Here is a 25,160-nt window from a genome sequence, read left to right as displayed (position 1 = left end):
GGACTAATAAGATGGCATTGAAATCCCCCGCGTTTCGTAGAAAGTTTCCATTGCTGGTGACTGGCGGTCTGCTGGCCCTGCAACCTCTGGCCACATCGTACGTGGTGGCTGCCGAGCAGTTCGACTGCCAAGTGTCCGCCGCCGGTGGTTGGGACTGCAAGCCCAAGACCGCTGCCAGCACTCTGCCGCCGCGCCCTGTGCACGATGGCGCCGCGCTCAGTGGCGGCACCGAGGCCCAGACCGCCGAGGCGGCTGGCAGTGCCGAGCCCAAGCCGGTGCTGGTCACCGAGAGCAAGGGCCGCGCGCTGAAATCGCGCAGCGAAGACTACAGCCATCTGGACTGGGTGCCCCGCGAGAAGCTCACCGCTGCCCAACTGGCCGAGACCGGCCCGTATTGCGGCGGCGCGTACATCGAGCCGACCCGTCCGGGCATGAACGACTCCACGCCCAAGGACGAGTCGCCGACCTACCTCAACGCCAAGGTCTCCAAGTACCAGCAGGAGCAGCAGATCGCTACCCTGGCCGGTGACGTGGTCATGCGCCAGGGCAGCATGCAGGCCGAAGCCGACGAAGCCAACCTCTACCAGACCGAGAACCGCGGCGAGCTCAAGGGCAACGTCAAGATTCGCGATAACGGTACGCTGGTGGTGGGCGACCAGGCCGAAGTCCAGCTCGACACTGGCGAAGCCAAGGTCGACAACGCAGAATACGTGATGCACAAGTCGCACATCCGCGGCTCGGCCCTGTACGCCAAGCGTGCAGAAAACGCCATCATCCGCCTCAAGGACGGTACCTATACCACCTGTGAGCCGGGCAGCAACGCATGGCAGCTCAAGGGCAACAACATCACCCTGAACCCGGCCACCGGCTTCGGTACCGGCACCAACGTCACCCTTCGGGTCAAGGATATTCCGGTGTTCTACACACCGTACATCTACTTCCCGATCGACGACCGTCGCCAGTCCGGCTTCCTGCCGCCGTCATTCAGCACCAGCAGCGACACCGGCTTCATGCTGGTCACGCCGTACTACTTCAACCTGGCGCCGAACTACGACGCCACCCTGTATCCGCGCTACATGGCCAAGCGCGGCTTGTTGATGGAAGGCGAATTCCGCTACCTGACCAAGTCGAGCGAAGGTCAGTTCGGCGGCGCGTACCTCAACGACGAGGACGATGACCGCAAGCTGCAGACGGACTACAAGAAAGAACGCTGGATGGTCAACTGGCAGCACAAGGGCGGCCTGGACGACCGGATCATGACCGAGGTGGACTACACCGACATCAGCGACCCGTTCTATTTCCAGGACCTCGAGACCGACCAGATCGGCGTGCAGAAGCGCGACTTCATCAACCAGCAAGGCGCGATCAGCTACCGGGGTGACAGCTATACCGCCCGGTTGAACCTGCATGCCTACGAATTGGCGACCATCTCGCAGATTACGCCGTACGACCGTCTGCCGCAGATCACCCTGAACGGCATGCTGCCTTATCACCCGGCCGGCCTGAACTTCGATTACGAGACCGAAGCTGTCCGCTTCGAGCGTGACCTGAAGAATGACTTGGTATTCAACAAGGATGGTCAGCCTGATGGTTCGCTCGGCTACGTAAGGGACCCTGTTACAGATGCCATCCTTGGTGGACGCCGTATTGATGAAAGCGTCAGCGGTATCGCTCGCGCCAACGGTAACCGCCTGAATATTTCCCCGGCAATGAGCCTGCCGATGAAAGCCAGCTATGGCTACATCACACCGAAGCTCAAGTACGCCTATACCAGCTACGACCTTGACCTCGATAGCCAGGGTAAAGGCCAGGCCATTGCACAGGCGGCGGACCCGGCCTTCGGCACTTATCACAGCTCGATCAACCGCAGCATCCCGATCTTCAGCGTCGACAGTGGCCTGTACTTCGACCGCAACACTTCGATGTTCGGCAAGAACTACCGTCAGACGCTCGAACCACGGCTGTTCTACCTCTACGTCCCGAACGAAGATCAGAAGGACATCCCGCTGTTCGACACAGCTGAAACCCTGTTCAGCTACGACTCGCTGTTCCGCGACAACCGCTTCAGCGGTGTCGACCGCATCGGCGACGAGAACAAGCTTTCGCTGGGCGTGACCACTCGCTGGATCGAGGAAAACGGCTTCGAGCGCCAAAGCTTCAGTATTGGCCAGGCCTACTACTTCGAAGACCGCAAGGTGCAACTGCCAGGCATCAACTACCGCGATCGCAACGATGCCAGCTCCAACGTCTCGCCGTATGCGTTGGTATACCGCTACGCCTTCAACCGCGACTGGCGCTTCGATTCGGACTTCAACTGGGATCCGGACAGCCGCAGCACCCGTTCGGGCAGCGCGATGTTCCACTACCAGCCTGAAGACAACCCGAACAAGGTGGTCAACCTCGGTTATCGCTACCGCAACGACACCATTTCGTACGACTCGCTTACCGGCACCTGGAAGGTCGGCGGCGGTGACTACGGCACGCCGGGCGATCCGAACTACATCAAGGATTACTACAAGATCCAGCAGCACGACTTCTCGGTCATCTGGCCGATCGTGCCGCAATGGAGCGTCATTGCCCGCTGGCAGCACGACTACAACCGCAACCGCACCCTCGAAGCGATGGGCGGTTTCGAGTACGACAGCTGCTGCTGGAAGCTGCGCCTGATCAATCGTTACTGGCTCGACACCGACGACTTCAGCCAGGCCCTGCCGGCAAACGAGAAAGGCGACCACGGCGTATTCCTGCAGATCGTCCTCAAAGGCCTCGGCGGCGTCGTGGGCAACAAGGTCGAATCGTTCCTGGACCAAGGCATTCAAGGTTACCGTACCCGTGAAGAGCAAGCTTATTGATCGTCTGCGCCCGCTGATGCTGGGCGCCGTAATGCTGAGCGGTGCGGTGCATGCCGCGCCGCAACCCCTGGACCGTGTGGTGGCCATCGTCGATAACGACGTGGTCATGCAAAGCCAGCTGGACCAGCGCGTACACGAAGTGCAGCAGACCATCGCCAAGCGCGGCGGTGGTGTGCCGCCTGCCGGCGCCCTGGAACAGCAGGTGCTGGAACGCCTGATCGTCGAGAACCTGCAACTGCAGATCGGCGAGCGCTCGGGCATTCGTATCACCGACGAAGAACTCAACCAGGCCATCGGCACCATCGCGCAGCGCAACGGCATGTCGCTGGATCAGTTCCGTGCTGCCCTCGCTCACGATGGTCTGTCGTTCGAGGACGCCCGTGATCAGGTCAAGCGCGAGATGATCATCAGCCGCGTTCGCCAGCGTCGCGTGGCCGAGCGCATCCAGGTGTCCGAGCAGGAAGTGAAGAACTTCCTCAACTCCGACCTGGGCAAGATGCAGATGTCGGAAGAATACCGCCTGGCCAACATCCTGATCCCGACCCCGGAGAGCGCCAATTCGGACGCTATCCAGGCCGCGGCACGCCAGGCTGGCGAGGTCTACCAGCAACTGCGCCAGGGCGCCGACTTCGGTCAACTGGCCATCGCCCGCTCGGCCAGCGAAAACGCCCTGGAAGGCGGCGAAATGGGCTGGCGCAAGGCCGGCCAACTGCCACCTGACTTCGCCAAGATGCTCAGCAGCATGGCCATCGGTGACATCACCCAGCCGATTCGCATCCCCAACGGCTTCATCATCCTCAAGCTCGAGGAGAAGCGCGGCGGCAGCGAAAGCGTACTGCGCGACGAAGTCCACGTGCGTCACATCCTGATCAAGCCCAGCGAGATCCGCAGCGATGCGGCGACCGAGCAACTGGCTGAACGCCTGTACGATCGCATCAAGAATGGCGAAGACTTCGCCCAACTGGCGAAAAGCTTCTCGGAAGATCCAGGTTCCGCACTCAACGGCGGCGACCTGAACTGGGTCGACCCGAACAGCCTGGTACCGGAATTCCGCGAGCAGATGGCCAACGCCGAGCAAGGCGTCGTAACCAAGCCGTTCCGCACCCAGTACGGCTGGCATGTGCTGGAAGTACTCGGTCGTCGCGCTACCGACAGCACCGAACAGGCCCGCGAGCAGCAGGCGCTGAACGTACTGCGCAACCGTAAATACGACGAAGAGCTGCAGACCTGGCTGCGCCAGATCCGCGACGAAGCCTACGTTGAGATCAAGCTGCCTGGCGCCGACCAGGCGACCCAGTGAAGCCCCTGCGCTTCGCCGTCACCCCCGGCGAGCCGGCCGGCATAGGTCCGGACCTGTGCCTGCTGCTCGCCGCAGAACCTCAGCCGCACCCCCTGATCGCCATCACCAGCCGTGACCTGCTCGCCGAGCGGGCCGCGCAGCTGGGGCTGGCGGTTGCGCTGCTGTCGGTGTCGCCGGATGCCTGGCCAGACCAACCGGCACCCGCAGGCAGCCTCTACGTGTGGGACACGCCGCTGGCAACACCTGTAACTGCCGGCCAACTGGACTCACGCAACGCGGCTTTCGTCCTGCAGACCCTGACCCGCGCGGGCCAAGGCTGCCTGGACGGTGACTTCGCGGGGATGATCACCGCCCCGGTGCACAAGGGCGTGATCAACGAGAGCGGTATCGCCTTCTCCGGGCATACCGAGTTCCTCGCCGACCTCACCCAGACGGCCCAGGTGGTGATGATGCTCGCCACCCACGGGCTGCGTGTGGCGCTGGTCACCACGCACCTGCCGCTGCGCGATATCGCCGACGCCATCACCGCCGAACGCCTGGAGCGCGTCACCCGCATCCTGCATGCCGACCTGCGCGACAAGTTCGGCATCACCCAACCACGCATCCTGGTCTGCGGCCTCAATCCGCATGCCGGCGAAGGCGGCCATCTTGGCCGCGAAGAAATCGACATCATCGAGCCCGCGCTCGAGCGCCTGCGCGCCGAGGGCATGGACCTGCGCGGTCCGTTGCCGGCCGATACCCTGTTTACCCCCAAATATCTGGAGCACTGCGACGCAGTGCTGGCGATGTACCACGACCAAGGCCTGCCCGTACTCAAGTACAAGGGCTTCGGCGCCGCAGTCAACGTGACGCTGGGCCTGCCGATCATCCGTACCTCGGTCGATCATGGCACTGCCCTGGACCTGGCCGGTAGCGGCAAGGTCGACACCGGCAGCCTGCGCGTCGCCCTGGAAACCGCCTACCAGATGGCCGAGAACCGACCATGAACGAGCACTACCAACACCGGGCGCGCAAGCGCTTCGGCCAGAACTTCCTGCACGACGCCGGCATCATCGACCGCATCCTGCGGGCGATCAACGCCAAGGCCGGCGAGCACCTGCTGGAAATCGGCCCGGGCCAAGGCGCCCTGACCGAGGGCCTGCTGGGCAGCGGCGCACAACTCGACGTGGTCGAGCTGGACAAGGACCTGGTGCCCATCCTCCAGCACAAGTTCGCCGACCGCGACAATTTCCGCCTGCATCAAGGCGATGCGCTGAAGTTCGATTTCAACACCCTGAGCGTGCCGCCGCGCAGCCTGAAAGTCGTCGGCAACCTGCCCTACAACATCTCCACGCCACTGATCTTCCACCTGCTGGCTCACGCCGGACTGATCCGCGACATGCATTTCATGCTGCAGAAAGAAGTGGTCGAGCGCATGGCCGCAGGCCCAGGCGGCGGGGACTGGGGGCGCCTGTCGATCATGGTGCAATACCACTGCCGCGTGGAACACCTGTTCAACGTCGGCCCTGGTGCGTTCAATCCGCCACCGAAAGTGGATTCGGCCATCGTCCGCCTGGTGCCGCACGAAGTGCTGCCGCACCCGGCCAAAGACCCGGCACTGCTTGAGCGCGTGGTGCGCGAAGCGTTCAACCAGCGCCGCAAGACACTGCGCAACACACTCAAGGGGCTGCTCGACAGCCAGGCCATCGAGGCGGCTGGCGTCGATGGCAGCCTGCGCCCTGAACAGCTGGACCTGGCGGCCTTCGTGCGCCTGGCTGATCAACTGGCACTGCAGCAAGGCTGACTCGGCCCTTCGTGCCCCTTCGCGGGCAACCCGCACCTCTCATGGGGGCGGGTTTACCCGCGAAGTACCCCACACCGATGACAGCGCCCACCGCTGGCCCTTCCCCCTCTCAATGGCCTAGACTGCGACAATCGCGTTAATGCTCCCGTTCGCCCAAGGCCCTTGCATGTCCGACCCCCGCTACCAGATCGACGTCAGCGTCGTGACCCGCTTCCTCAAAGAGCAATCCGACCCCGAGAACAACCGTTTCGCCTTCGCCTACACCATCACGGTGTCGAACAACGGCACGCTCAAGGCCAAGCTGAGGGCGCGCCACTGGCTGATCACAAACGGTGACGGCGCCGTCGAAGAAGTGCGCGGCGATGGCGTCATTGGCCAACAACCGACCATCGACCCCGGGCAGAGCTATACCTACAGCAGTGGCGCAGTCATCAGCACTCGCGTCGGTACCATGCAAGGCAGCTATCAGATGTTCGCCGAAGACGGTACGCGCTTCGACGCCGAGATCGCGCCGTTCCGCCTGGCTGTGCCTGGAGCTCTGCACTGATGGCCACCTACGCCGTCGGCGACCTGCAAGGCTGCCTGCAACCGCTCAAGTGCTTGCTCGAACGCGTCAACTTCGATCCCAAGGTCGATCGCCTGTGGCTGGTGGGCGACCTGGTCAACCGTGGCCCGGAATCGCTCGAAACCCTGCGCTACCTGTATGCGATGCGCGAGTCGCTGGTCTGCGTGCTCGGCAACCATGACCTGCACCTGCTCGCAGCCTGGCATAACATCGAGCGCCTGAAGAAAAGTGACACCCTGCGCGAGATCATCGAGGCACCAGACGCCGATCAGTTGCTCGACTGGCTGCGCCGCCAGAAGCTGCTGCACTATGACGAGGCCCGGGGTATCGCCATGGCTCACGCTGGCATCCCGCCCCAGTGGACACTGGGCAAGGCCCTGGAGCTGGCAGCAGAGGTGGAGGAGGTGCTGCGCGACGACAACCGCCTCAAGCTCTACCTCGACGGCATGTATGGCAATGAACCGAACAAGTGGAGCAAGAACCTCAGCGGCGTCGAGCGCCTGCGTGTCATCACCAACTATTTCACCCGCATGCGTTTCTGCACCACCGACGGCAAGCTCGACCTCAAGAGCAAGGAAGGCCTGGACAGCGCCCCCAAGGGCTACAAGCCCTGGTACGCCCACAAGGACCGTCGCTCGCGCCACGTGAAGATCATTTTCGGCCATTGGGCCGCCCTCGAAGGCAACGTCGAAGAGCCGGGCGTCATCGCCCTGGATACCGGTTGCGTATGGGGCGGCGCCATGACCCTGTACAACCTGGACAGCGGCCAATACCACCGCTGCGACTGCACCGACGAAGGCACCGTACGTACGGCACCGGAACCCACTAGAATCAACGACCGAACCTGAAGGAAAACGTACCCATGAGCGAATTCAAGCGCATCCCTCCGGAACAGGCCCTGGCCTTGCGTGCACAAGGTGCGGTGGTGGTCGACATTCGCGATCCCCAGGCCTTCGCTGCCGGCCATATCACCGGCGCCCGCCATCTGGATAACCATTCGGTGGCCGACTTCATCCACAACGCCGACCTCGACGCGCCGACGCTGGTGGTCTGCTATCACGGTAACTCCAGCCAGAGTGCCGCCGCCTACCTGGTGGGCCAGGGCTTCTCCGAGGTCTACAGCGTCGACGGCGGCTTCGAGCTGTGGCGCGCTACCTATCCGGCCGAAACCGCCCAGGGCGACGCCGAATAATTTTTTTCATTTCCCCTCAAGCCCGCGCCACCTGCGGGCTTGCGCCTTACCTGACGAACGGTCGGAAGCAACTTCTCGACCCCTCGCCCTTGACCTTGCGTATTACCAACTATCCTTAAGCGCAGGCCATCCAAAAAAGGGGAGAGCCGGTACACCGGCGTGCGGGTCATCGGTAGCGTTCCAAGGTGTTCTGGGGGGTAAACAGCAATCGGTGAAAGCCGCTTGCATGCCAGCATCAGCTGACTGATCCGGCGTCGTCTCCACGTATCGAGCGAGGTGACGTCATGAGCATTTTTAGCCACTTCCAACAACGTTTCGAGTCAACGCGCCAGGAAGAACTCTCGCTGCAGGAGTACCTCGAGCTGTGCAAAGAGGATCGCAGTGCCTACGCATCGGCCGCTGAACGGCTATTGCTGGCCATCGGTGAGCCGGAACTGATCGACACCTCGAGCAACTCCAGACTGTCTCGGATCTTCTCCAACAAGGTGATCCGCCGGTATCCGGCCTTTGCCGACTTCCACGGCATGGAAGAGTGCATCGACCAGATCGTTTCATACTTCCGCCACGCCGCCCAAGGTCTGGAAGAGAAGAAGCAAATCCTCTATCTGCTGGGCCCGGTAGGGGGCGGCAAATCGTCCCTGGCCGAGAAACTCAAGCAGCTGATGGAGAAAGTGCCGTTCTACGCCATCAAGGATTCGCCCGTATTCGAGTCGCCACTGGGCCTGTTCAACGCCACCGAGGACGGCGCCATCCTCGAAGAGGAGTACGGTATCTCGCGGCGTTACTTGAACACCATCATGTCGCCCTGGGCGACCAAGCGTCTTCAGGAATATGGCGGCGATATCAGCAAGTTCCGGGTGGTCAAGCTGTACCCTTCGATCCTCAACCAGATCGCTATCGCCAAGACCGAACCCGGCGACGAGAACAACCAGGACATTTCTGCACTGGTCGGCAAGGTGGATATCCGCAAGCTCGAGGAATTCCCGCAGAACGACGCCGACGCCTACAGCTACTCGGGCGCTCTGTGCCGGGCCAACCAGGGCCTGATGGAGTTCGTGGAGATGTTCAAGGCGCCGATCAAGGTCCTGCACCCCTTGCTCACCGCCACCCAGGAAGGCAACTACAACAGCACCGAGGGCCTGGGGGCGATTCCCTATTCGGGCATCCTGCTGGCCCACTCCAACGAATCGGAGTGGCACACCTTCCGCAACAACAAGAACAACGAGGCGTTCATCGACCGGATCTATATCGTCAAGGTGCCCTACTGCTTGCGGGTCAGCGACGAAATCAAGATCTACGACAAGCTGTTGGTCAACAGCTCGCTGTCAAAGGCCCACTGCGCGCCCGACACCCTCAAGATGCTCGCCCAGTTCACCGTGCTCTCACGGCTGAAAGAGCCGGAAAACTCGAACATCTACTCGAAAATGCGGGTATATGACGGCGAAAACCTCAAGGATACCGATCCAAAGGCAAAGTCGATCCAGGAGTATCGTGATGCCGCTGGCGTCGACGAAGGCATGAACGGCCTGTCGACCCGCTTCGCCTTCAAGATCCTCTCCAAAGTGTTCAACTTCGACCCGCACGAAGTCGCGGCCAACCCGGTGCACCTGCTTTATGTGCTCGAGCAGCAGATCGAACAGGAGCAATTCCCGGCCGAGGTGCGCGAACGCTACCTGCGCTACCTCAAGGAATACCTGGCACCGCGCTACATCGAGTTCATCGGCAAGGAAATCCAGACCGCCTACCTGGAGTCCTACAGCGAATACGGCCAGAACATCTTCGACCGTTATGTGCTGTACGCAGACTTCTGGATTCAGGACCAGGAATACCGCGACCCGGAAACCGGCGAAATCCTCAACCGGATCGCCCTCAACGAAGAACTGGAGAAAATCGAGAAACCGGCCGGCATCAGCAATCCGAAGGACTTCCGCAACGAAATCGTCAACTTCGTGCTGCGTGCCCGCGCCAACAACAACGGCAAGAACCCAAGCTGGCTGAGCTACGAGAAGCTGCGGGTGGTGATCGAGAAGAAAATGTTCTCCAACACCGAAGACCTGCTGCCAGTCATCAGTTTCAACGCCAAGGCAAGCAAGGAAGACCAACAGAAACACAACGACTTCGTCACGCGGATGGTGGAACGTGGCTACACCGACAAACAGGTCCGCCTGCTGTCGGAATGGTACCTGCGGGTCAGGAAATCGCAATAAAGCGACAAGCTGTCAGCCACAGGCTGCAAGCTGTACGGCGCGACCGTCAGGTCTGCGCCTCGGCTTGCGGTGCTGGTGGCTGCTTTGTCTCGCAGCTTGACGCTTGCAGCTGCTCTTAGCGGAGGCCCCATGAGCTACGTAATCGACCGACGCCTGAACGGCAAGAACAAGAGCACGGTCAACCGCCAGCGCTTTCTGCGCCGGTACCGTGAGCACATCAAGAAGGCCGTCGAAGAGGCGGTGAGCCGCCGCTCCATCATGGACATGGAGCATGGTGAGCAGATCAGCATTCCCGGGCGCGATATCGACGAACCGGTGCTGCACCACGGCCGTGGCGGCAAGCAGACCATCGTTCATCCGGGCAACAAGGAATTCACCGCAGGCGAACATATCGCCCGTCCGCAAGGCGGTGGTGGCGGTGGCGGACGCGGCAAGGCCGGTAATTCCGGCGAGGGCATGGACGAATTCGTCTTCCAGATCACCCAGGAAGAATTCCTCGAATTCATGTTCGAGGACCTGGAGCTGCCCAACCTGGTCAAGCGTCACCTGACCGGTGCCGACACCTTCAAGACCGTACGCGCAGGTATCGCCAACGAGGGCAATCCGTCGCGCATCAACATCGTGCGTACACTGCGCTCGGCCCATGCCCGGCGCATCGCCCTGACCGGCAGCAGCCGCGGCCTGCTGCGCGCAGCGCAAAAGGAACTGGAGCGGCTGAAAGTCGAGGAACCCGACAACTTCACCGACATCCAGGAAGTCGAAGCCGAAATCGTACGCCTCAAGGCACGTATCAACCGCCTGCCCTTCCTCGACACCTTCGACCTGAAATACAACCTGCTGGTCAAGCAGCCCAACCCCAGTTCCAAGGCGGTGATGTTCTGCCTGATGGACGTCTCCGGCTCCATGACCCAGGCCACCAAGGATATCGCCAAGCGCTTCTTCATCCTGCTGTACCTGTTCCTCAAGCGGAACTACGAACGCATCGAGGTGGTGTTCATCCGCCATCACACCAGCGCCCGCGAAGTGGATGAAGAAGAGTTCTTCTACTCGCGCGAGACCGGCGGCACCATCGTCTCCAGCGCCCTGAAGATGATGCAGGAGATCATGGCCGAGCGTTATCCGGCCAGCGACTGGAACATCTATGCCGCCCAGGCGTCGGATGGCGACAACTGGAACGACGACTCCCCTATCTGCCGCGATATCCTGACCAAGCAGATCATGCCGCACGTGCAGTACTACACTTATGTCGAGATCACCCCCCGCGAGCATCAGGCACTGTGGTACGAGTACGAACGTATCGGCGAGGCGTTTCCCGACACCTTCGCCCAGCAACAGTTGGTCTCGGCCGGTGACATCTACCCGGTCTTCCGTGAACTCTTCCAGCGCAGGTTAGCCACATGACCGCCAGAGCACAGAGACGCCAACCCATTTCCACCGGCTCGGAATGGACCTTCGAGCTGATCCAGACCTACGACCGGGAAATCAGCCGCCTGGCCGCGCGCTATGCGCTGGATACCTACCCCAACCAGATCGAGGTGATCACTGCCGAGCAGATGATGGATGCCTACGCCTCGGTGGGCATGCCGCTGGGCTATCACCATTGGTCCTACGGCAAACAATTCCTCAGCACCGAGAAGTCCTACAGCCGCGGGCAGATGGGCCTGGCCTACGAGATCGTCATCAACTCCGACCCCTGCATCGCCTACCTGATGGAAGAAAACACCATCTGCATGCAGGCGCTGGTGATCGCCCACGCCTGCTACGGGCACAACAGCTTCTTCAAGGGCAACTACCTGTTCCGCACCTGGACCGACGCCAGCTCGATCATCGATTACCTGGTATTCGCCAAGCAGTACATCGCCCAGTGCGAGGAACGCCATGGCATCGACGCGGTGGAGGACCTCATCGACTCCTGCCATGCCCTGATGAACTACGGCGTCGACCGCTACAAGCGGCCCTACCCCATCTCCGCCGAGGAAGAGCGCCGGCGCCAGAAGGAGCGCGAGGAACACCTGCAGCGGCAGATCAACGACCTGTGGCGCACCATCCCGAAGGGCGCCGACAAGGGCAGCGACAAGGACGACGCGCGCTTCCCTGCCGAACCCCAGGAAAACATCCTGTACTTCATCGAAAAACACGCGCCGCTGCTCGAACCCTGGCAGCGTGAGGTGGTAAGGATAGTGCGCAAGATCGCGCAGTACTTCTATCCGCAACGCCAGACCCAGGTGATGAACGAAGGCTGGGCAACCTTCTGGCACTACACCCTGATGAACGACCTGTACGATGAAGGCCTGGTCACCGACGGCTTCATGATGGAGTTCCTGCAATCGCACACCAGCGTGGTGTTCCAGCCCGGCTTCGACAGCCCCTACTACAGCGGCATCAACCCCTATGCCCTGGGCTTCGCCATGTACACGGATATCCGCCGGATGTGCGAGCACCCAACGGAAGAGGATCGCCGCTGGTTCCCGGAAATCGCCGGCAGCGACTGGCTGTCGACCATCAAGTTCGCCATGAGCAGCTTCAAGGACGAGAGCTTCATCCTTCAGTACCTTTCCCCCAAGGTGATCCGCGACCTCAAACTGTTCAGCATCCTCGACGACGACCAACGCGACGACCTGCTGGTACCGGCCATCCACGACGAGGCGGGTTATCGCGTCATCCGCGAACAACTGGCGGCGCAGTACAACCTGGGCAACCGCGAGCCCAACGTACAGATCTGGAGCATCGACCGCCGTGGCGACCGTTCGCTCACCCTGCGCCACCAGCAGCACAACCGCAAACCGCTGGGCGACTCCACCGAGGAAGTGCTCAAGCACCTGCACCGCCTGTGGGGCTTCGACATCCGCCTGGAGACCGTACAGGGTGACCAGGTGGTGAAAACCCACCATATGCCGCCCCGTGGCGAGCATGGGGAACCAGGCGACTACGGCCGCATGGATCTCGCAGTCATCCACCACCTCTGAGACCTCGTGACTGCCGACAAGGTATGCTGTCGGCAGTCACGGAGGTTGTACATGCACATCTATAAAGTTGGCGGCGCGGTTCGCGACCGCCTGCTCGGGCGCCCGGTCAGCGATATCGACTGGTTGGTAGTCGGCGCCACGGTCGAAGAAATGCAGGCCTTGGGCTTTCGCCCGGTAGGCGCGGATTTCCCCGTCTTCATCCACCCGAAAACCGGCGAGGAATACGCCCTGGCGCGCACCGAGCGCAAGAGCGGTCGCGGCTATGGCGGATTCACCTTTCACGCCAGCCCCGAAGTCACTCTCGAGGAAGATCTGATACGCCGCGATCTGACCATCAATGCGATGGCCGAGGATGACCAAGGCAATCTGCATGATCCCTACCGTGGCAAAGTCGATCTGGATAAACGCATTCTTCGCCATGTTTCCCCGGCATTCGCCGAAGATCCTTTGCGTGTGCTGCGGGTTGCCCGCTTTGCCGCGCGCTATGCGCCGCTGGGCTTTCACGTCGCCGATGAAACCCTTGAACTCATGCGCCAGATCAGCACCAGCGGCGAACTGCAGGCACTGACTGCCGAACGGAGCTGGAAAGAGATCGAGCGTGCGCTGATGGAAGCGCAGCCACAGGTGTTCATCGAAGTGCTGCGCGACTGCGGCGCGCTGCAGCAACTGATGCCGGAGCTCGACCCAAGCCCGCAGGCACTCGCCCCGCTGCAACAGGCGGCAGAGCATCGGCAGCCACTGCACGTGCGCTGGGCCTGCCTGCTGCAAGGCGTTAGAGACACCTCACAACTGAAAGCTGTAAACCAGCGCTTCAAGGCGCCGCGTGAATGCCAGGAACTGGCGCTGCTGGTTGGTGAGTGCCTGCCTCTGGCGCATCGCGCAATGGAGCTGGAAGCGGCGGCATTGCTGGAGCTTCTGCAGAAGTTCGACGTGTATCGCAGGCCGCAGCGTTTCGAAGACTTCATCGCCGCCTGCGAGATGGAGGCACTTGCGCGGCATGCAGAGCGTTATCCACAGGCCGCCTACCTGCGCGGCGCGGCGTCGGCGGCACGAGACGTCGATGTGAAACCGTTGGTTGAACAGGGTTTGACCGGACAGGCATTGGGAGAGGCACTGAAGGCTGAGCGCTTGCAGGCGTTGACACGCTACAAAGGCTGACCTTGCGCAGCGAGCCCGATCCTTGTGGAGCAGCGGTGGATGGCACCGGCTTTGCCGGCGATCGCGGCGCAAGTCGCAGCGGCGAACCGCCACCACCTGGTGAGAAAAGGCCGCGACATTGAAACGGCCTCCAGATTCTGGACAACGCAGTCGTGGCTAAAATAGCTGCGTCAGTTGCAACCCACGCCACTCGAACGGCACTGGCGCCAGCTCCTGCTGGATATTCGCCTGCTGCCACAACTCGGCCATGGATTTACCTGCTCCAGGATGCACCAGATCGGGCGCGAGCAACGACAGCGGCCAGAGCACGAACGCGTTTTTCAGGATTTCGGCGCGCGGCAGTACAAGCCCGTCGAAAGTACCGTGCAGCTCATCGAACATCAGCACATCGATATCCAGCGGCAAACCCTTGCGATCCGGGGCATAGCGGCCGTTTTCCGCCTCGATGAACTTGAGCCGGCGATCCAGCTCCAGTAGCGGCAGCGCGGTCTGCCCGCTCACCACCAGGTTGAAGAAAGGCCCGCTCTTGATCCCTACCGCCTGGCTCTCGAACACCGCCGAACAGCGCATGTCCTGAAGGATGCCGGCCAGCGCATCAAGCCCGGCGCACAGGTGGCGCTCGCGGTCGATGTTGCTGCCCAGCCCCAGGTAAACCGTGCTCAGAGACATCCGCGCTCGATCTCCACGCCCACGCCACCCCGGGCCGCAGGAACGGCACCGGGCTTGGTCAGCTTCAACCGCATCCACACGATGCCGAACTCTTCCATCAAGGTCGCCGCCAGACGCTCGGCGAAGGTTTCCACCAGCTCGAAGCGCGACTGCTCGGCAAAGGCCTGGATACGGGCCGAGACACTGGCGTAGTCCAACGCCAGGTTGAGGTCGTCACCGGCCGCCGCCGGGCGGTTGTCCCAGGCGAAACTCAGGTCCAGGCGCAGGCACTGGCGAATATCCCGCTCCCAGTCATAGGCACCGATGACGGTATCGACTTCCAGTCCCTCGATGAACACTCTGTCCAAGCACTTCTCTCCACAGACGACAAGGGCGACTGGCGCCGTTAGAATCAGGGCGTCCCCGCCCGGAATAGTTAGCATGTTTTGGTTATTGGCGCTGCTCGCCTACCTGCTCGGCTCGCTGTCCTTCGCCATTGTCCTGAGCCGCCTCAGTGGCAACCCCGACCCTCGCTCCAGTGGTTCGGGCAACGCCGGCGCGACCAACATGCTGCGCCTGGCAGGCCGCAAGCTGGCCATCCTCACCCTGCTCGGCGACCTGTGCAAGGGTTTGCTGCCAGTGCTGCTGGCCGGACTTGCAGGCCTGAGCCTGCAGGCCCAGGCCTGGATAGGTCTGTGCGCGGTGATCGGCCACCTGTTTCCGCTGTACTTCCGTTTCCAGGGCGGCAAGGGCGTAGCCACTGCGGCGGGCATGCTCATGGGGCTGTACTTTCCCGCCGCGCTGCTGGCGATCGGCGCCTGGTTGCTCACCTTCTACCTCACCCGTACCAGCTCGCTGGCGGCCTTGATAGCCACGCCTCTGACCCTGCCGCTGCTGGCCTGGCGCGAGCCGGCCGCGCTGCTGCCAATGACGGTGCTGACAGTACTGATAGTCTGGCGACACCGCAGCAATCTGCGCGACCTGTTTGCCGGCCGCGAACGACATTTCTGAATCACTCGCGGGGAAAACGCCGCCTCACAGCGGCGGCAATTGCTCCATCGGCCAACGCGCCTGCACGCTGATCGCCAGATCCTGCTGCTGTCCGGCCAACAGGCGCTGGCAGCCGGCGTAGGCGATCATCGCGCCGTTGTCGGTGCAGAACTTCGGACGTGCGTAGTACACATTGCCCTTGATGCTCGCGAGCATGTCCTCGAGCGATGCCCGCAGCGCCTTGTTGGCGCTCACGCCTCCGGCGATGACCAGGCGCTTGAGACCGGTCTGCTTGAGGGCACGCTTGCACTTGATGGTCAGAGTCTCCACCACCGCCTGCTGGAATGCCAGCGACAGGTCGCAACGGGTTTGCTCGCTGTCGTCACCCGCATTGCGGCACTGCTGCCAGGTATTCAGGGCGAAGGTCTTGAGACCGCTGAAGCTGAACTCGAGCCCCGGACGGTCGGTCATCGGCCGCGGGAACACGAAGCGCCCGGGCGTACCCTGTTCGGCCAGACGCGCGATCTCGGGACCGCCGGGATAATTCAGACCAATCAGCTTGGCGGTCTTGTCGAAGGCCTCGCCCGCCGCGTCATCCAGGCTCTCGCCCAGAAGCGCGTACTGGCCGATGCCATCGACCTGCACCAATTGAGTGTGACCACCGGATACCAGCAAGGCGACGAACGGGAACTGCGGCGGCTGCTCCTCGAGCATCGGCGCCAGCAGGTGGCCTTCCATGTGGTGAACGCCGATCGCCGGAATATCCCACGCGAACGCCAGCGCCTGTGCACAGGAAGCGCCAACCAGCAGCGCCCCGACCAGACCAGGGCCGGCGGTATAGGCGATGGCATCGATGTCGGCAGCGACGCAGCCGGCTTCATCCAGCACTTCGCGGATTAACGGCAGCATGCGCTTGACGTGATCGCGCGAGGCGAGCTCGGGCACGACGCCGCCGTAGACGCGGTGCAGGTCGATCTGGCTGAACAGCGCATCGGCCAGCAGGCCGCGCTCACTGTCGTATAATGCGACGCCGGTTTCGTCGCAGGATGTTTCCAATCCCAGTACTAGCATGGGTCCGTGCCTTGTGGAGGCTGAATTCGAAGCCGCGCATTCTAGTCCCCGTACAGAGTGCCGACCAGCGGTTTTCGATCAGAGGCTTTGCATTCCTCCCCGCTAAGGGTTAACATCCGCAACCCTTGAAAACCGACGTTCTCCAGCACACCTTTGTTTTGCCAGGAGCACGTCTACCCCGGTAATGAATTAAGGTAGCCCTGGATGCCAGCCGTCAAAGTTAAAGAGAACGAACCCTTCGACGTAGCTCTGCGTCGTTTCAAGCGCTCCTGCGAAAAAGCCGGTGTACTGGCTGAAGTTCGTAGCCGCGAGTTTTACGAGAAGCCGACCGCTGAGCGTAAGCGCAAAGCTGCTGCCGCTGTTAAGCGTCACGCCAAGAAAGTTCAGCGCGAACAGCGCCGCGCCGTTCGTCTGTACTAATACAGACGTTCTACGCAAAGCTTCTGCCCAGCCCGGCCTCGTGCCGGGCTAATGGCAGTTGTCGCTTCAAACCCTCGGCCATGTGCCTTGGGGGCCCCGGCACTCGCCCATGGGCAGAATTCATACGCCTCACCAGAATGCCCGATGCGGCAGGTGATAGGCCGACACGCATCTCCCTTGTTGCTCTCTCCAGCGATTAGACTTGCCAGTAGCCAGATAACGAGACTGCCATGGCCGGGCTGATTCCCCAGAGTTTCATCGACGACCTCCTCAACCGCACCGACATTGTCGACGTGGTGAGTTCGCGCATCCAACTGAAGAAGACCGGCAAGAACCATTCGGCCTGCTGCCCGTTCCACAAGGAAAAGACGCCGTCCTTCACTGTCAGCCCCGACAAGCAGTTCTACTACTGCTTCGGCTGTGGCGCCGGGGGCAACGCCCTGGGCTTCATCATGGACCACGACAACCTGGATTTCCCCCAAGCAGTCGAGGAACTGGCCCGCGCCGCAGGCATGGAAGTGCCGCGCGAAGAGGGACGACGCGGACAAAAGCCGCGCCAGCCCACCGACTCTCCGCTGTACCCGCTGCTCGAAGCAGCTGCCGAGTTCTATCGCCAGGCGCTGCGCAACCATCCGACACGCAAGGCAGCGGTCGAATACCTGAAGGGCCGCGGCCTGTCCGGCGAAATTGCCCGTGATTTCGGCCTGGGTTTCGCCCCGCCGGGCTGGGACAACCTGTTCAAGCACCTGGGCGCCGACACCCTGCAACAGAAGGTGATGATCGACGCCGGCCTGCTGATCGAGAACGCCGAGACCGGCAAGCGCTACGATCGCTTCCGCGACCGGGTCATGTTCCCGATCCGCGACAGCCGTGGCCGGGTGATCGCCTTCGGCGGGCGCGTGCTGGGCGATGACAAGCCCAAGTACCTGAACTCCCCGGAAACCCCGGTATTCCACAAGGGCCAGGAGCTGTACGGGCTGTTCGAGGCACGCAAGCACAACCGCAACCTCGACGAAATCATCGTGGTCGAGGGCTACATGGATGTGATCGCCCTCGCCCAGCAAGGCCTGCGCAACGCCGTAGCCACACTTGGCACCGCGACCAGCGAAGAGCACCTCAAGCGCCTGTTCCGCGTGGTGCCCCATGTGCTGTTCTGCTTCGACGGCGACCAGGCCGGGCGCAAGGCGGCCTGGCGTGCACTGGAGGCCACGCTGCCGAACCTGCAGGATGGCAGGCGTGCGCGCTTCCTGTTCCTGCCCGAAGGGGAAGATCCGGATACGCTGGTCCGCGCCGAAGGCACCGACGCCTTCCAGGCCCGCATCCATCAGCACGCCCAACCGCTCGCCGACTATTTCTTCGAGCAACTGGGCAGCGAAGCCGACCCACGCTCGCTGGAAGGCAAGGCCCACATGGCGACCTTGGCTGCACCGTTGATCGAAAAGATTCCGGGCGCCAATCTGCGTCAGTTAATGCGCAATCGCTTGAAGGAAATTACTGGTCTTGATGTCCAACAAATGGAGCAGTTGGCACAGAAAGCGCCCGCGCCCAGCGTACCGGACTACGATCCAGGCTATGACTACGATGCCATGGCCAGCTACACGCCGGACTTCAGCGAACAGCACCACGACTACGCTCCCGTCCAGCAGGAGCAACGCCCCTGGACACCCAACAAAGGGGGGGGCAAGAAGCCCTGGGATGGCAATGGCAAGCCCTGGGACAAGAACCGCAAGGGCGGCAAGGGCTGGCAGCGCGACGAAGCGCCTCCACGCACGCCGGCACCGGTCGAACCCCCGGCGCTCGCGGCCTTGCGCACATTGCTGCACCATCCGCTGCTGGCCGGAAAGGTCGAGGACGCGAGCCATTTCGCCGACGAAGAACATCTTTACAGCCAGTTGCTGGTGGCCCTGATCGAAGCCGTGCAGAAGAATCCTGGGCTAAGCTCCATGCAGCTGATCGCACGCTGGCACGGCACCGAACAGGGGCGTCTGTTGCGGGCGCTGGCAGAGAAGGAATGGCTGATCGATGCCGATAACCTTGAACAACAGTTTTTCGACACTATAACTAGCTTGTCAGCCCGCCAGCGCGAGCGAAGCTTGGAACATCTGCTCAGGAAAGCACGTCAAAGTGAGTTGAGCACCGAGGAAAAATCCCAGTTGCTTGCCCTGCTCAGCAGGAATGTTCCCGCACAAACCCCGACCTCATCTGGCGCGTGAGGTCCATGCTCGGGTATAATCCTCGGCTTGTTTTTTGCCCGCCAAGACCTTCAGTGGATAGGGTGTTATGTCCGGAAAAGCGCAACAGCAATCTCGTATCAAAGAGTTGATCACCCGCGGTCGTGAGCAGGGCTACCTGACTTACGCGGAGGTCAACGACCACCTGCCTGAGGATATTTCAGATCCGGAACAGGTGGAAGACATCATCCGCATGATCAACGACATGGGGATCAACGTATTCGAGAGTGCTCCGGATGCGGATGCCCTGTTGTTGGCGGAAGCCGACACCGACGAAGCCGCAGCCGAAGAAGCCGCCGCAGCGTTGGCGGCCGTTGAAACCGATATCGGCCGCACGACCGACCCGGTACGCATGTACATGCGTGAAATGGGTACCGTCGAGCTCCTGACCCGCGAAGGCGAGATCGAAATCGCCAAGCGCATCGAGGAAGGTATCCGCGAAGTCATGGGCGCCATCGCTCACTTCCCGGGCACCGTCGATCACATTCTCGGCGAGTACGACCGTGTAACGACCGAAGGCGGCCGCCTGTCGGATGTCCTCAGCGGTTATATCGACCCTGACGACAACATCGCCGCGCCTACCGAAGAAGTACCGATCCCAGGCGCCAAGACTGCAGCGGCGAAGGAAGAGTCGGAAGACGAAGAAGAAGGTGACGAAAACAGCGACGACAGCGAGGAAGAGGGCGAAAGCGGCCCCGATCCAGAAGTTGCGCGTCAGCGTTTCGGTGCCGTCTCCGACCAGCTCCAGGCCACCAACAAGGTCCTGAAGAAACATGGTCGCAGTGGCAAGGAAAGCGTTGCGGCGCTCCAGGCCCTGGCCGATCTGTTCATGCCGATCAAGCTGGTGCCCAAGCAGTTCGACGTACTCGTCGAGCGTGTGCGCGGTGCCCTTGACCGCCTGCGTCAGCAGGAGCGTGCGATCATGCAACTGTGCGTACGTGATGCCCGCATGCCGCGTGCCGACTTCCTGCGCCTGTTCCCGAGCAACGAGACCGACCAGACCTGGAGCGGTGACCTCGCCAAGCGCAGCACCAAGTGGGCCGCTGCCCTGGGTGAGAAGGACGCCGCGATCGTCGCCTGCCAGCAGAAGCTGATCGACCTCGAGACCGAGACCGGCCTGACCGTCGCAGAAATCAAAGAGATCAACCGTCGCATGTCGATCGGCGAGGCGAAAGCCCGTCGCGCCAAGAAGGAAATGGTCGAGGCGAACTTGCGTCTGGTGATCTCCATCGCCAAGAAGTACACCAACCGCGGCCTGCAGTTCCTCGACCTGATCCAGGAAGGCAACATCGGCCTGATGAAGGCGGTGGACAAGTTCGAATACCGTCGTGGCTACAAGTTCTCGACCTACGCCACCTGGTGGATTCGCCAGGCGATCACCCGTTCGATCGCCGACCAGGCGCGCACCATCCGGATTCCGGTGCACATGATCGAGACGATCAACAAGCTCAACCGTATTTCCCGGCAGATGCTGCAGGAAATGGGCCGCGAACCGACCCCGGAAGAGCTGGGTGAGCGCATGGAAATGCCTGAGGACAAGATCCGCAAGGTATTGAAGATCGCCAAAGAGCCGATCTCCATGGAAACCCCGATCGGCGACGACGAAGATTCGCATCTGGGCGACTTCATCGAGGACTCCACCATGCAGTCCCCGATCGACGTGGCCACGGTCGAAAGCCTCAAGGAAGCCACCCGTGACGTGCTCTCGGGCCTGACCGCACGCGAAGCCAAGGTGCTGCGCATGCGTTTCGGTATCGACATGAACACCGACCACACACTTGAAGAAGTCGGCAAGCAGTTCGACGTGACCCGCGAGCGGATCCGTCAGATCGAAGCCAAGGCGTTGCGCAAGCTGCGCCACCCGACGCGAAGCGAGCATCTGCGCTCCTTCCTCGACGAGTGATGACGAACCCCGGCCCAGGCCGGGGTTTTTCATGGGCGACAAAAAGCTGCAGGCAATCTGCCGCATTCACCGGCACTCTTCACCCGCGTCCGTCTACACTCGAATCAGCCCCCTGATAGAGAGGTCGCCATGCCCCTGATGCCGGCACTTCTGTTGCTGCTCCTGATGATCTGGAACACAACGGCCGGCGCCCTGACCCTGACGGACGAAGAAAAAGCCTGGCTCAGCGCCCATCCGCAGCTGCGTCTGGGCGTGGATGCTTCATGGCCGCCATTCGAGTTCCGCGACCAGGAAGGTCGCTACCAGGGATTGGCCGCCGACTACATTGCCCTGATCCAGCAACGCCTGGGCGTTTCGCTGCAGCCAATCGAGCCGAGCAATTGGTCGCAGGTACTCGAGCAGGCGCGACAGAACCGCATCGACCTGCTTCCAGGCATCATGTCGACGCCCGAACGCCAATCCTACCTGGCCTTCACCCGCCCCTACCTCGATTTCCCCATCGTCATCCTCGCCCACGAGGGCGGCCCTCAGCCACGCACCCTCAAAGACCTGTACGGCCTGAAAATCGCGGTCGTGGAAAACTACGCTCCCCATGAGCTGCTGCGCACCCACCACCCGGATCTCAATCTGGTGGCCTTGCCCAATGTGAGTTCAGCCCTGCAGGCGTTGGCTACCGACGAAGTGGATGCGGTGGTTGGCGACCTTGCTTCGAGCATCTGGAGCCTGCGCCAGCTCAAACTCGATGGCCTGTACGTCAGTGGCGAGACGCCCTACCGCTATCAGCTGGCCATGGCCGCACCACGGGAACAGAAAATCCTCATCGGTATTCTCGACAAAGTCATGGCTGACCTGAGCAGCGCCGAAATCAGCGACATTCAGCAGCGCTGGGTCGGCAACGTCGTCGATCAACGGAGCCTATGGCGCGATCTGCTGGTCTATGGCCTGCCGACACTGGCCGTGGTGTTGCTGATCCTCGCCGCCATGCTGCGCATCAACCGGCGTCTCAGCTCGGAGATTTCGCGGCGGATCGCCCTGGAGCAAGAGCTGCGCAGCAGCGAATACCACTACCGCAGCCTGATCGAAAGCCTTTCGGCCATCGCCTGGGAAGCCGACGCCAACGATTTCACCTACAGCTACGTCTCCCCGCACGCCGAGGGCCTGCTCGGCTATCCGCTGAGGGAATGGCTCAGACCTGGTTTCTGGCGCGGTATCCTGCACCCCGAGGACGCCCTCTGGGCCCAGGCCTACTGCGACGCTGAAACCGCTGCCGGGCGCGACCACAGCCTCGACTATCGCGTAATACGTGCCGACGGGCACATCCTCTGGGTGCGCAATATCGTCAGCATGATCGAGCACGGCCACAAGCCGCTCATGCGCGGCCTGATGATCGACATCAGCGAAACCAAACGCACCGAGGATGCCCTGCGCCTTTCCGAACAGAAGTTCGCCTCAGTGTTCCAGCAATGCCCCGACATCCTGCTCATCGCCCGCCACAGCGATGGCTGCCTGCTGGAGGTCAACGAAGCGTTCGAGGAACAGATCGGCCTGAGCCCGGCCCAGGTCATTGGCCGCACCGCCACCGAACTGGGCCTGTGGGGTGTCGCGGGCACCGGCCCGACGATCCTCGAACGCGTGCAGCGTGGCGGCATCCGCAACCTGGAAATGAGCTTCCGGCGCAGCAACGGCGAGTTGTTCACAGGCCTCACCTCCGCTGAAAGCTTCGACCTGGATGGCACACCGGCGCTGGTGGTTGCCGTGCGCGACATCAGCCAGCTCAAGGAAACCCAGCAACAGTTGCAGACTTCCGAAGAGAAGTTCGCCAAGGCCTTCCACGCATCGCCCGACGGCTTGCTGCTGTCGCGCCAGAGCGATGGCCTGCTGCTGGAAGCCAACGAAGGTTTCTGCCGCCTGACCGGCTACGACATCAACCCAAGCCTTGGCCACAACAGCCTTGATCTGGGCATCTGGGTCGACCTCAACGAACGTGATCGGCTGATCGAACTGCTCAAGCGCGATGGTTTCGCGCGCGATTTCAGTTGCCATATCCGCCGTAGCGACGGCCAGATTCGCCTGTGCGAAATGTCCGCTCGGCCGCTGCCAATCGGCGGCATCGACTGCATGCTGACCATCACCCGTGACATCACCGAGCGCCACCTGATGCAGGAAAAACTGCAACTGGCCGCCACGGTCTTCGAGAACACCGCCGAGGGCGTGCTGATCACCGACACCGAGCAGCGCATCAGTGCGGTCAATCGCGCCTTCAGCGAGATCACCGGCTACAGCGAACTCGAAGCCCTCGGCCAGACCCCGCGCCTGCTCGCCTCCGGCCAACACGACAGCGCCTTCTACGTCGCCATGTGGCATCAGCTCACCGCCGAAGGCCATTGGCAGGGCGAGATCTGCAACCGACGCAAGAACGGCGAGTTCTACCCCAGTTGGCTGACCATCAGCGCCGTACGCAACAGCGAACACGAGACCACCCATTTCGTCGCCGTGTTCGCCGACATCTCCAGCCTCAAGCACGCCCAGGCCAAGCTCGACTACCAGGCCCACCACGACCCGCTCACCGGCCTGCCCAACCGCACCCTGTTCGAGAGCCGCCTGCAGGCTGCCCTCACCTGCGCCCAGGCCTCCAGCCGCCAAGGCGCCGTGCTGTTCCTCGACCTCGACCGCTTCAAGCACATCAACGACAGCCTCGGGCACCCGGTCGGCGATCTCTTGCTGAAAGGCATCGCCCAACGCCTGAAAGAGCAGGTGCGCGATGTCGACACCGTCGCCCGCCTGGGCGGCGACGAATTCATCATCCTCTTGCCTGGCCTGCATCGCCCAAGCGACGCCAGCGCCATCGCCAACAAGCTGCTGGCGTGTTTCCACGCCCCGGTTCAGGCCGGCGAGCACGAGTTCTTCACCAGTGCCAGCATCGGTATCAGCCTGTACCCGCAGGACGGCACCGACGTCGCCACATTGATCCGCAACGCCGACGCCGCGATGTACCGCTCCAAGGCCAAGGGCCGCAACCGCGTCGAAAGCTACACTCTCGACCTCACTGCCCAAGCCAGCGAACGTATTTTCCTCGAGCATGAGCTGCGCCGCGCCATCGAACGCAACGAACTGAGCCTGTACTACCAACCCAAGTTCAGCCTCAAGACCCAGGGGTTGGTCGGTGCGGAGGCGCTGATCCGCTGGAACCACCCGACCTTCGGCGAAGTACCACCGGAGCAGTTCATTCACCTGGCCGAAGAGAACGGCAGCATCCTCCAGCTCGGCGACTGGGTGCTGGAGCAGGCCTGCCGGCAGATGCACACCTGGAAGCGCACCTATCAAGCATTCGGCCCACTGTCGATCAACCTCGCGGGCGCTCAATTACGCCAGCCCAGCCTGACCCGACGTATCGAACACCTGCTCAAGACCTTCCACCTCAAGGCCGGCGACCTGCAGCTGGAAATCACCGAGAACTTCATCATGAGCCAGGCCGAGGAAGCCCTGGCCATATTGCATCAGCTCAAGCACCTGGGTGTGCAACTGGCGATCGACGATTTCGGCACCGGCTACTCCTCGCTGAGCTACCTGAAGCGCCTGCCGCTGGACATCCTCAAGATCGACCAGTCGTTCATCCGCGGCCTGCCCGACGATCCACACGACGCCGCCATCGCCCGCGCCATCATTGCCCTGGGCCGCAGCATGCAGTTGACCATCATCGCCGAAGGCGTGGAGAACCAGGCCCAGCAACGCTTCCTGGCCGCTGAGGGGTGCGAACAGATCCAGGGCTACATCGTCAGCCTGCCCCTGCCCGCCGACGAGTTCGCCGCCACCTTTCTTCGTATAGCACTATCGGATCTTTCAGATGGCACCCTTAGCAAACCCTCGTTATAAT

At 62.0% G+C, this 25,160-nt stretch carries 19 protein-coding genes; 16 read left to right on the top strand and 3 right to left on the bottom strand.

Annotated features, from left to right (window positions below):
• Window positions 1-11: 11 nt before the first annotated feature.
• The 11 genes from ACTYOL_RS02180 (at window position 12) to ACTYOL_RS02130 (ending at window position 14,023) form a co-directional block, all read left to right on the top strand.
• Window positions 12-2,852, top strand: coding sequence for an LPS-assembly protein LptD (locus ACTYOL_RS02180; protein WP_444757482.1), 2,841 nt, complete (start codon window positions 12-14; stop codon window positions 2,850-2,852).
• The gene (surA, locus tag ACTYOL_RS02175; RefSeq protein ID WP_153772387.1) at window positions 2,833-4,152 is read left to right on the top strand and encodes a peptidylprolyl isomerase SurA; all 1,320 of its coding nucleotides are present in this window, start codon (window positions 2,833-2,835) and stop codon (window positions 4,150-4,152) included. Before ACTYOL_RS02180 ends, surA begins: the two co-directional genes overlap by 20 nt.
• Window positions 4,149-5,138: a 4-hydroxythreonine-4-phosphate dehydrogenase PdxA gene (gene pdxA / locus ACTYOL_RS02170; protein WP_153772388.1), complete on the top strand. Its 990-nt coding sequence runs from the start codon at window positions 4,149-4,151 to the stop codon at window positions 5,136-5,138. Before surA ends, pdxA begins: the two co-directional genes overlap by 4 nt.
• Entirely contained in the window at window positions 5,135-5,935 is an 801-nt protein-coding gene (gene rsmA / locus ACTYOL_RS02165; protein ID WP_444757481.1) for a 16S rRNA (adenine(1518)-N(6)/adenine(1519)-N(6))-dimethyltransferase RsmA, read from the top strand. Before pdxA ends, rsmA begins: the two co-directional genes overlap by 4 nt.
• Window positions 5,936-6,101: 166 nt before the next feature.
• Window positions 6,102-6,482 (top strand): Co2+/Mg2+ efflux protein ApaG, encoded by a 381-nt coding sequence (gene apaG, locus ACTYOL_RS02160; protein WP_054892220.1) that lies wholly within the window; start codon window positions 6,102-6,104, stop codon window positions 6,480-6,482.
• The gene (locus ACTYOL_RS02155; protein ID WP_153772389.1) at window positions 6,482-7,348 is read left to right on the top strand and encodes a symmetrical bis(5'-nucleosyl)-tetraphosphatase; all 867 of its coding nucleotides are present in this window, start codon (window positions 6,482-6,484) and stop codon (window positions 7,346-7,348) included. Before apaG ends, ACTYOL_RS02155 begins: the two co-directional genes overlap by 1 nt.
• A gap of 14 nt (window positions 7,349-7,362) precedes the next feature.
• Window positions 7,363-7,692, top strand: coding sequence for a thiosulfate sulfurtransferase GlpE (gene glpE / locus ACTYOL_RS02150; protein WP_444757480.1), 330 nt, complete (start codon window positions 7,363-7,365; stop codon window positions 7,690-7,692).
• Between the two features lie 284 nt (window positions 7,693-7,976).
• Complete coding sequence (locus tag ACTYOL_RS02145; RefSeq protein ID WP_054892217.1) at window positions 7,977-9,899, top strand: PrkA family serine protein kinase; 1,923 nt, start codon at window positions 7,977-7,979, stop codon at window positions 9,897-9,899.
• Between the two features lie 129 nt (window positions 9,900-10,028).
• Window positions 10,029-11,300, top strand: a complete 1,272-nt coding sequence (locus ACTYOL_RS02140; protein WP_054892216.1) for a YeaH/YhbH family protein — start codon at window positions 10,029-10,031, stop codon at window positions 11,298-11,300.
• A complete protein-coding gene (locus ACTYOL_RS02135; RefSeq protein WP_444757479.1) occupies window positions 11,297-12,865 on the top strand; it encodes a SpoVR family protein in 1,569 nt (522 codons plus the stop codon). The genes ACTYOL_RS02140 and ACTYOL_RS02135 overlap by 4 nt, the downstream gene beginning before the upstream one ends.
• 51 nt (window positions 12,866-12,916) lie before the next feature.
• Window positions 12,917-14,023, top strand: coding sequence for a multifunctional CCA addition/repair protein (locus tag ACTYOL_RS02130; protein WP_200602844.1), 1,107 nt, complete (start codon window positions 12,917-12,919; stop codon window positions 14,021-14,023).
• Window positions 14,024-14,179: 156 nt separating this feature from the next.
• On the opposite strand, the gene folK is transcribed toward ACTYOL_RS02130, so the two are convergent.
• Both folK and folB read right to left on the bottom strand, forming a co-directional pair.
• Window positions 14,180-14,692, bottom strand: a complete 513-nt coding sequence (gene folK, locus ACTYOL_RS02125) for a 2-amino-4-hydroxy-6-hydroxymethyldihydropteridine diphosphokinase (protein ID WP_197889806.1) — start codon at window positions 14,690-14,692, stop codon at window positions 14,180-14,182.
• Complete coding sequence (gene folB, locus ACTYOL_RS02120; protein WP_054892212.1) at window positions 14,683-15,039, bottom strand: dihydroneopterin aldolase; 357 nt, start codon at window positions 15,037-15,039, stop codon at window positions 14,683-14,685. The genes folK and folB overlap by 10 nt, the downstream gene beginning before the upstream one ends.
• 73 nt (window positions 15,040-15,112) lie before the next feature.
• Between folB and plsY the strand changes: the two genes are divergently transcribed.
• Entirely contained in the window at window positions 15,113-15,682 is a 570-nt protein-coding gene (plsY, locus tag ACTYOL_RS02115) for a glycerol-3-phosphate 1-O-acyltransferase PlsY (protein ID WP_054892211.1), read from the top strand.
• A 24-nt stretch (window positions 15,683-15,706) separates the two neighbouring features.
• Here plsY and tsaD read toward each other — a convergent pair whose 3' ends face one another.
• Window positions 15,707-16,732, bottom strand: a complete 1,026-nt coding sequence (gene tsaD, locus ACTYOL_RS02110; protein WP_054892210.1) for a tRNA (adenosine(37)-N6)-threonylcarbamoyltransferase complex transferase subunit TsaD — start codon at window positions 16,730-16,732, stop codon at window positions 15,707-15,709.
• Window positions 16,733-16,936: 204 nt separating this feature from the next.
• Between tsaD and rpsU the strand changes: the two genes are divergently transcribed.
• The 4 genes from rpsU to ACTYOL_RS02090 all read left to right on the top strand — a co-directional run bounded on the left by rpsU (window position 16,937) and on the right by ACTYOL_RS02090 (window position 25,159).
• Window positions 16,937-17,152 (top strand): 30S ribosomal protein S21, encoded by a 216-nt coding sequence (gene rpsU / locus ACTYOL_RS02105; RefSeq protein ID WP_003255575.1) that lies wholly within the window; start codon window positions 16,937-16,939, stop codon window positions 17,150-17,152.
• A 230-nt stretch (window positions 17,153-17,382) separates the two neighbouring features.
• Window positions 17,383-19,365: a DNA primase gene (gene dnaG, locus ACTYOL_RS02100; protein WP_153772392.1), complete on the top strand. Its 1,983-nt coding sequence runs from the start codon at window positions 17,383-17,385 to the stop codon at window positions 19,363-19,365.
• 67 nt (window positions 19,366-19,432) lie between these two features.
• Complete coding sequence (rpoD, locus tag ACTYOL_RS02095; RefSeq protein ID WP_054892208.1) at window positions 19,433-21,286, top strand: RNA polymerase sigma factor RpoD; 1,854 nt, start codon at window positions 19,433-19,435, stop codon at window positions 21,284-21,286.
• Window positions 21,287-21,415: 129 nt separating this feature from the next.
• Window positions 21,416-25,159 carry a bifunctional diguanylate cyclase/phosphodiesterase gene (locus tag ACTYOL_RS02090; RefSeq protein WP_153772393.1) on the top strand — a complete coding sequence of 1,248 codons (3,744 nt, stop codon included), beginning with the start codon at window positions 21,416-21,418 and terminating at the stop codon, window positions 25,157-25,159.
• Window position 25,160 lies beyond the last annotated feature (1 nt).

Origin of the sequence: Pseudomonas sp. A014, assembly GCF_052378495.1 — a bacterium.
Taxonomy (GTDB): Bacteria; Pseudomonadota; Gammaproteobacteria; order Pseudomonadales; family Pseudomonadaceae; genus Aquipseudomonas; species Aquipseudomonas machongensis.
This window is presented reverse-complemented; position numbering and strand designations above follow the sequence as displayed.

Excerpts from the sequence above, each read along its gene's own strand:
- glpE (WP_444757480.1), top strand. The coding sequence starts at position 7,363 with ATGAGCGAATTCAAGCGCATCCCTCCGGAACAGGCCCTGGCCTTGCGT.
- rpoD (WP_054892208.1), top strand. The coding sequence starts at position 19,433 with ATGTCCGGAAAAGCGCAACAGCAATCTCGTATCAAAGAGTTGATCACC.
- plsY (WP_054892211.1), top strand. The coding sequence starts at position 15,113 with ATGTTTTGGTTATTGGCGCTGCTCGCCTACCTGCTCGGCTCGCTGTCC.
- tsaD (WP_054892210.1), bottom strand. The coding sequence starts at position 16,732 with ATGCTAGTACTGGGATTGGAAACATCCTGCGACGAAACCGGCGTCGCA.
- ACTYOL_RS02180 (WP_444757482.1), top strand. The coding sequence starts at position 12 with ATGGCATTGAAATCCCCCGCGTTTCGTAGAAAGTTTCCATTGCTGGTG.
- ACTYOL_RS02090 (WP_153772393.1), top strand. The coding sequence starts at position 21,416 with ATGCCCCTGATGCCGGCACTTCTGTTGCTGCTCCTGATGATCTGGAAC.
- rpsU (WP_003255575.1), top strand. The coding sequence starts at position 16,937 with ATGCCAGCCGTCAAAGTTAAAGAGAACGAACCCTTCGACGTAGCTCTG.
- ACTYOL_RS02135 (WP_444757479.1), top strand. The coding sequence starts at position 11,297 with ATGACCGCCAGAGCACAGAGACGCCAACCCATTTCCACCGGCTCGGAA.
- ACTYOL_RS02155 (WP_153772389.1), top strand. The coding sequence starts at position 6,482 with ATGGCCACCTACGCCGTCGGCGACCTGCAAGGCTGCCTGCAACCGCTC.
- ACTYOL_RS02140 (WP_054892216.1), top strand. The coding sequence starts at position 10,029 with ATGAGCTACGTAATCGACCGACGCCTGAACGGCAAGAACAAGAGCACG.
- apaG (WP_054892220.1), top strand. The coding sequence starts at position 6,102 with ATGTCCGACCCCCGCTACCAGATCGACGTCAGCGTCGTGACCCGCTTC.
- dnaG (WP_153772392.1), top strand. The coding sequence starts at position 17,383 with ATGGCCGGGCTGATTCCCCAGAGTTTCATCGACGACCTCCTCAACCGC.
- rsmA (WP_444757481.1), top strand. The coding sequence starts at position 5,135 with ATGAACGAGCACTACCAACACCGGGCGCGCAAGCGCTTCGGCCAGAAC.
- ACTYOL_RS02145 (WP_054892217.1), top strand. The coding sequence starts at position 7,977 with ATGAGCATTTTTAGCCACTTCCAACAACGTTTCGAGTCAACGCGCCAG.
- folK (WP_197889806.1), bottom strand. The coding sequence starts at position 14,692 with ATGTCTCTGAGCACGGTTTACCTGGGGCTGGGCAGCAACATCGACCGC.
- ACTYOL_RS02130 (WP_200602844.1), top strand. The coding sequence starts at position 12,917 with ATGCACATCTATAAAGTTGGCGGCGCGGTTCGCGACCGCCTGCTCGGG.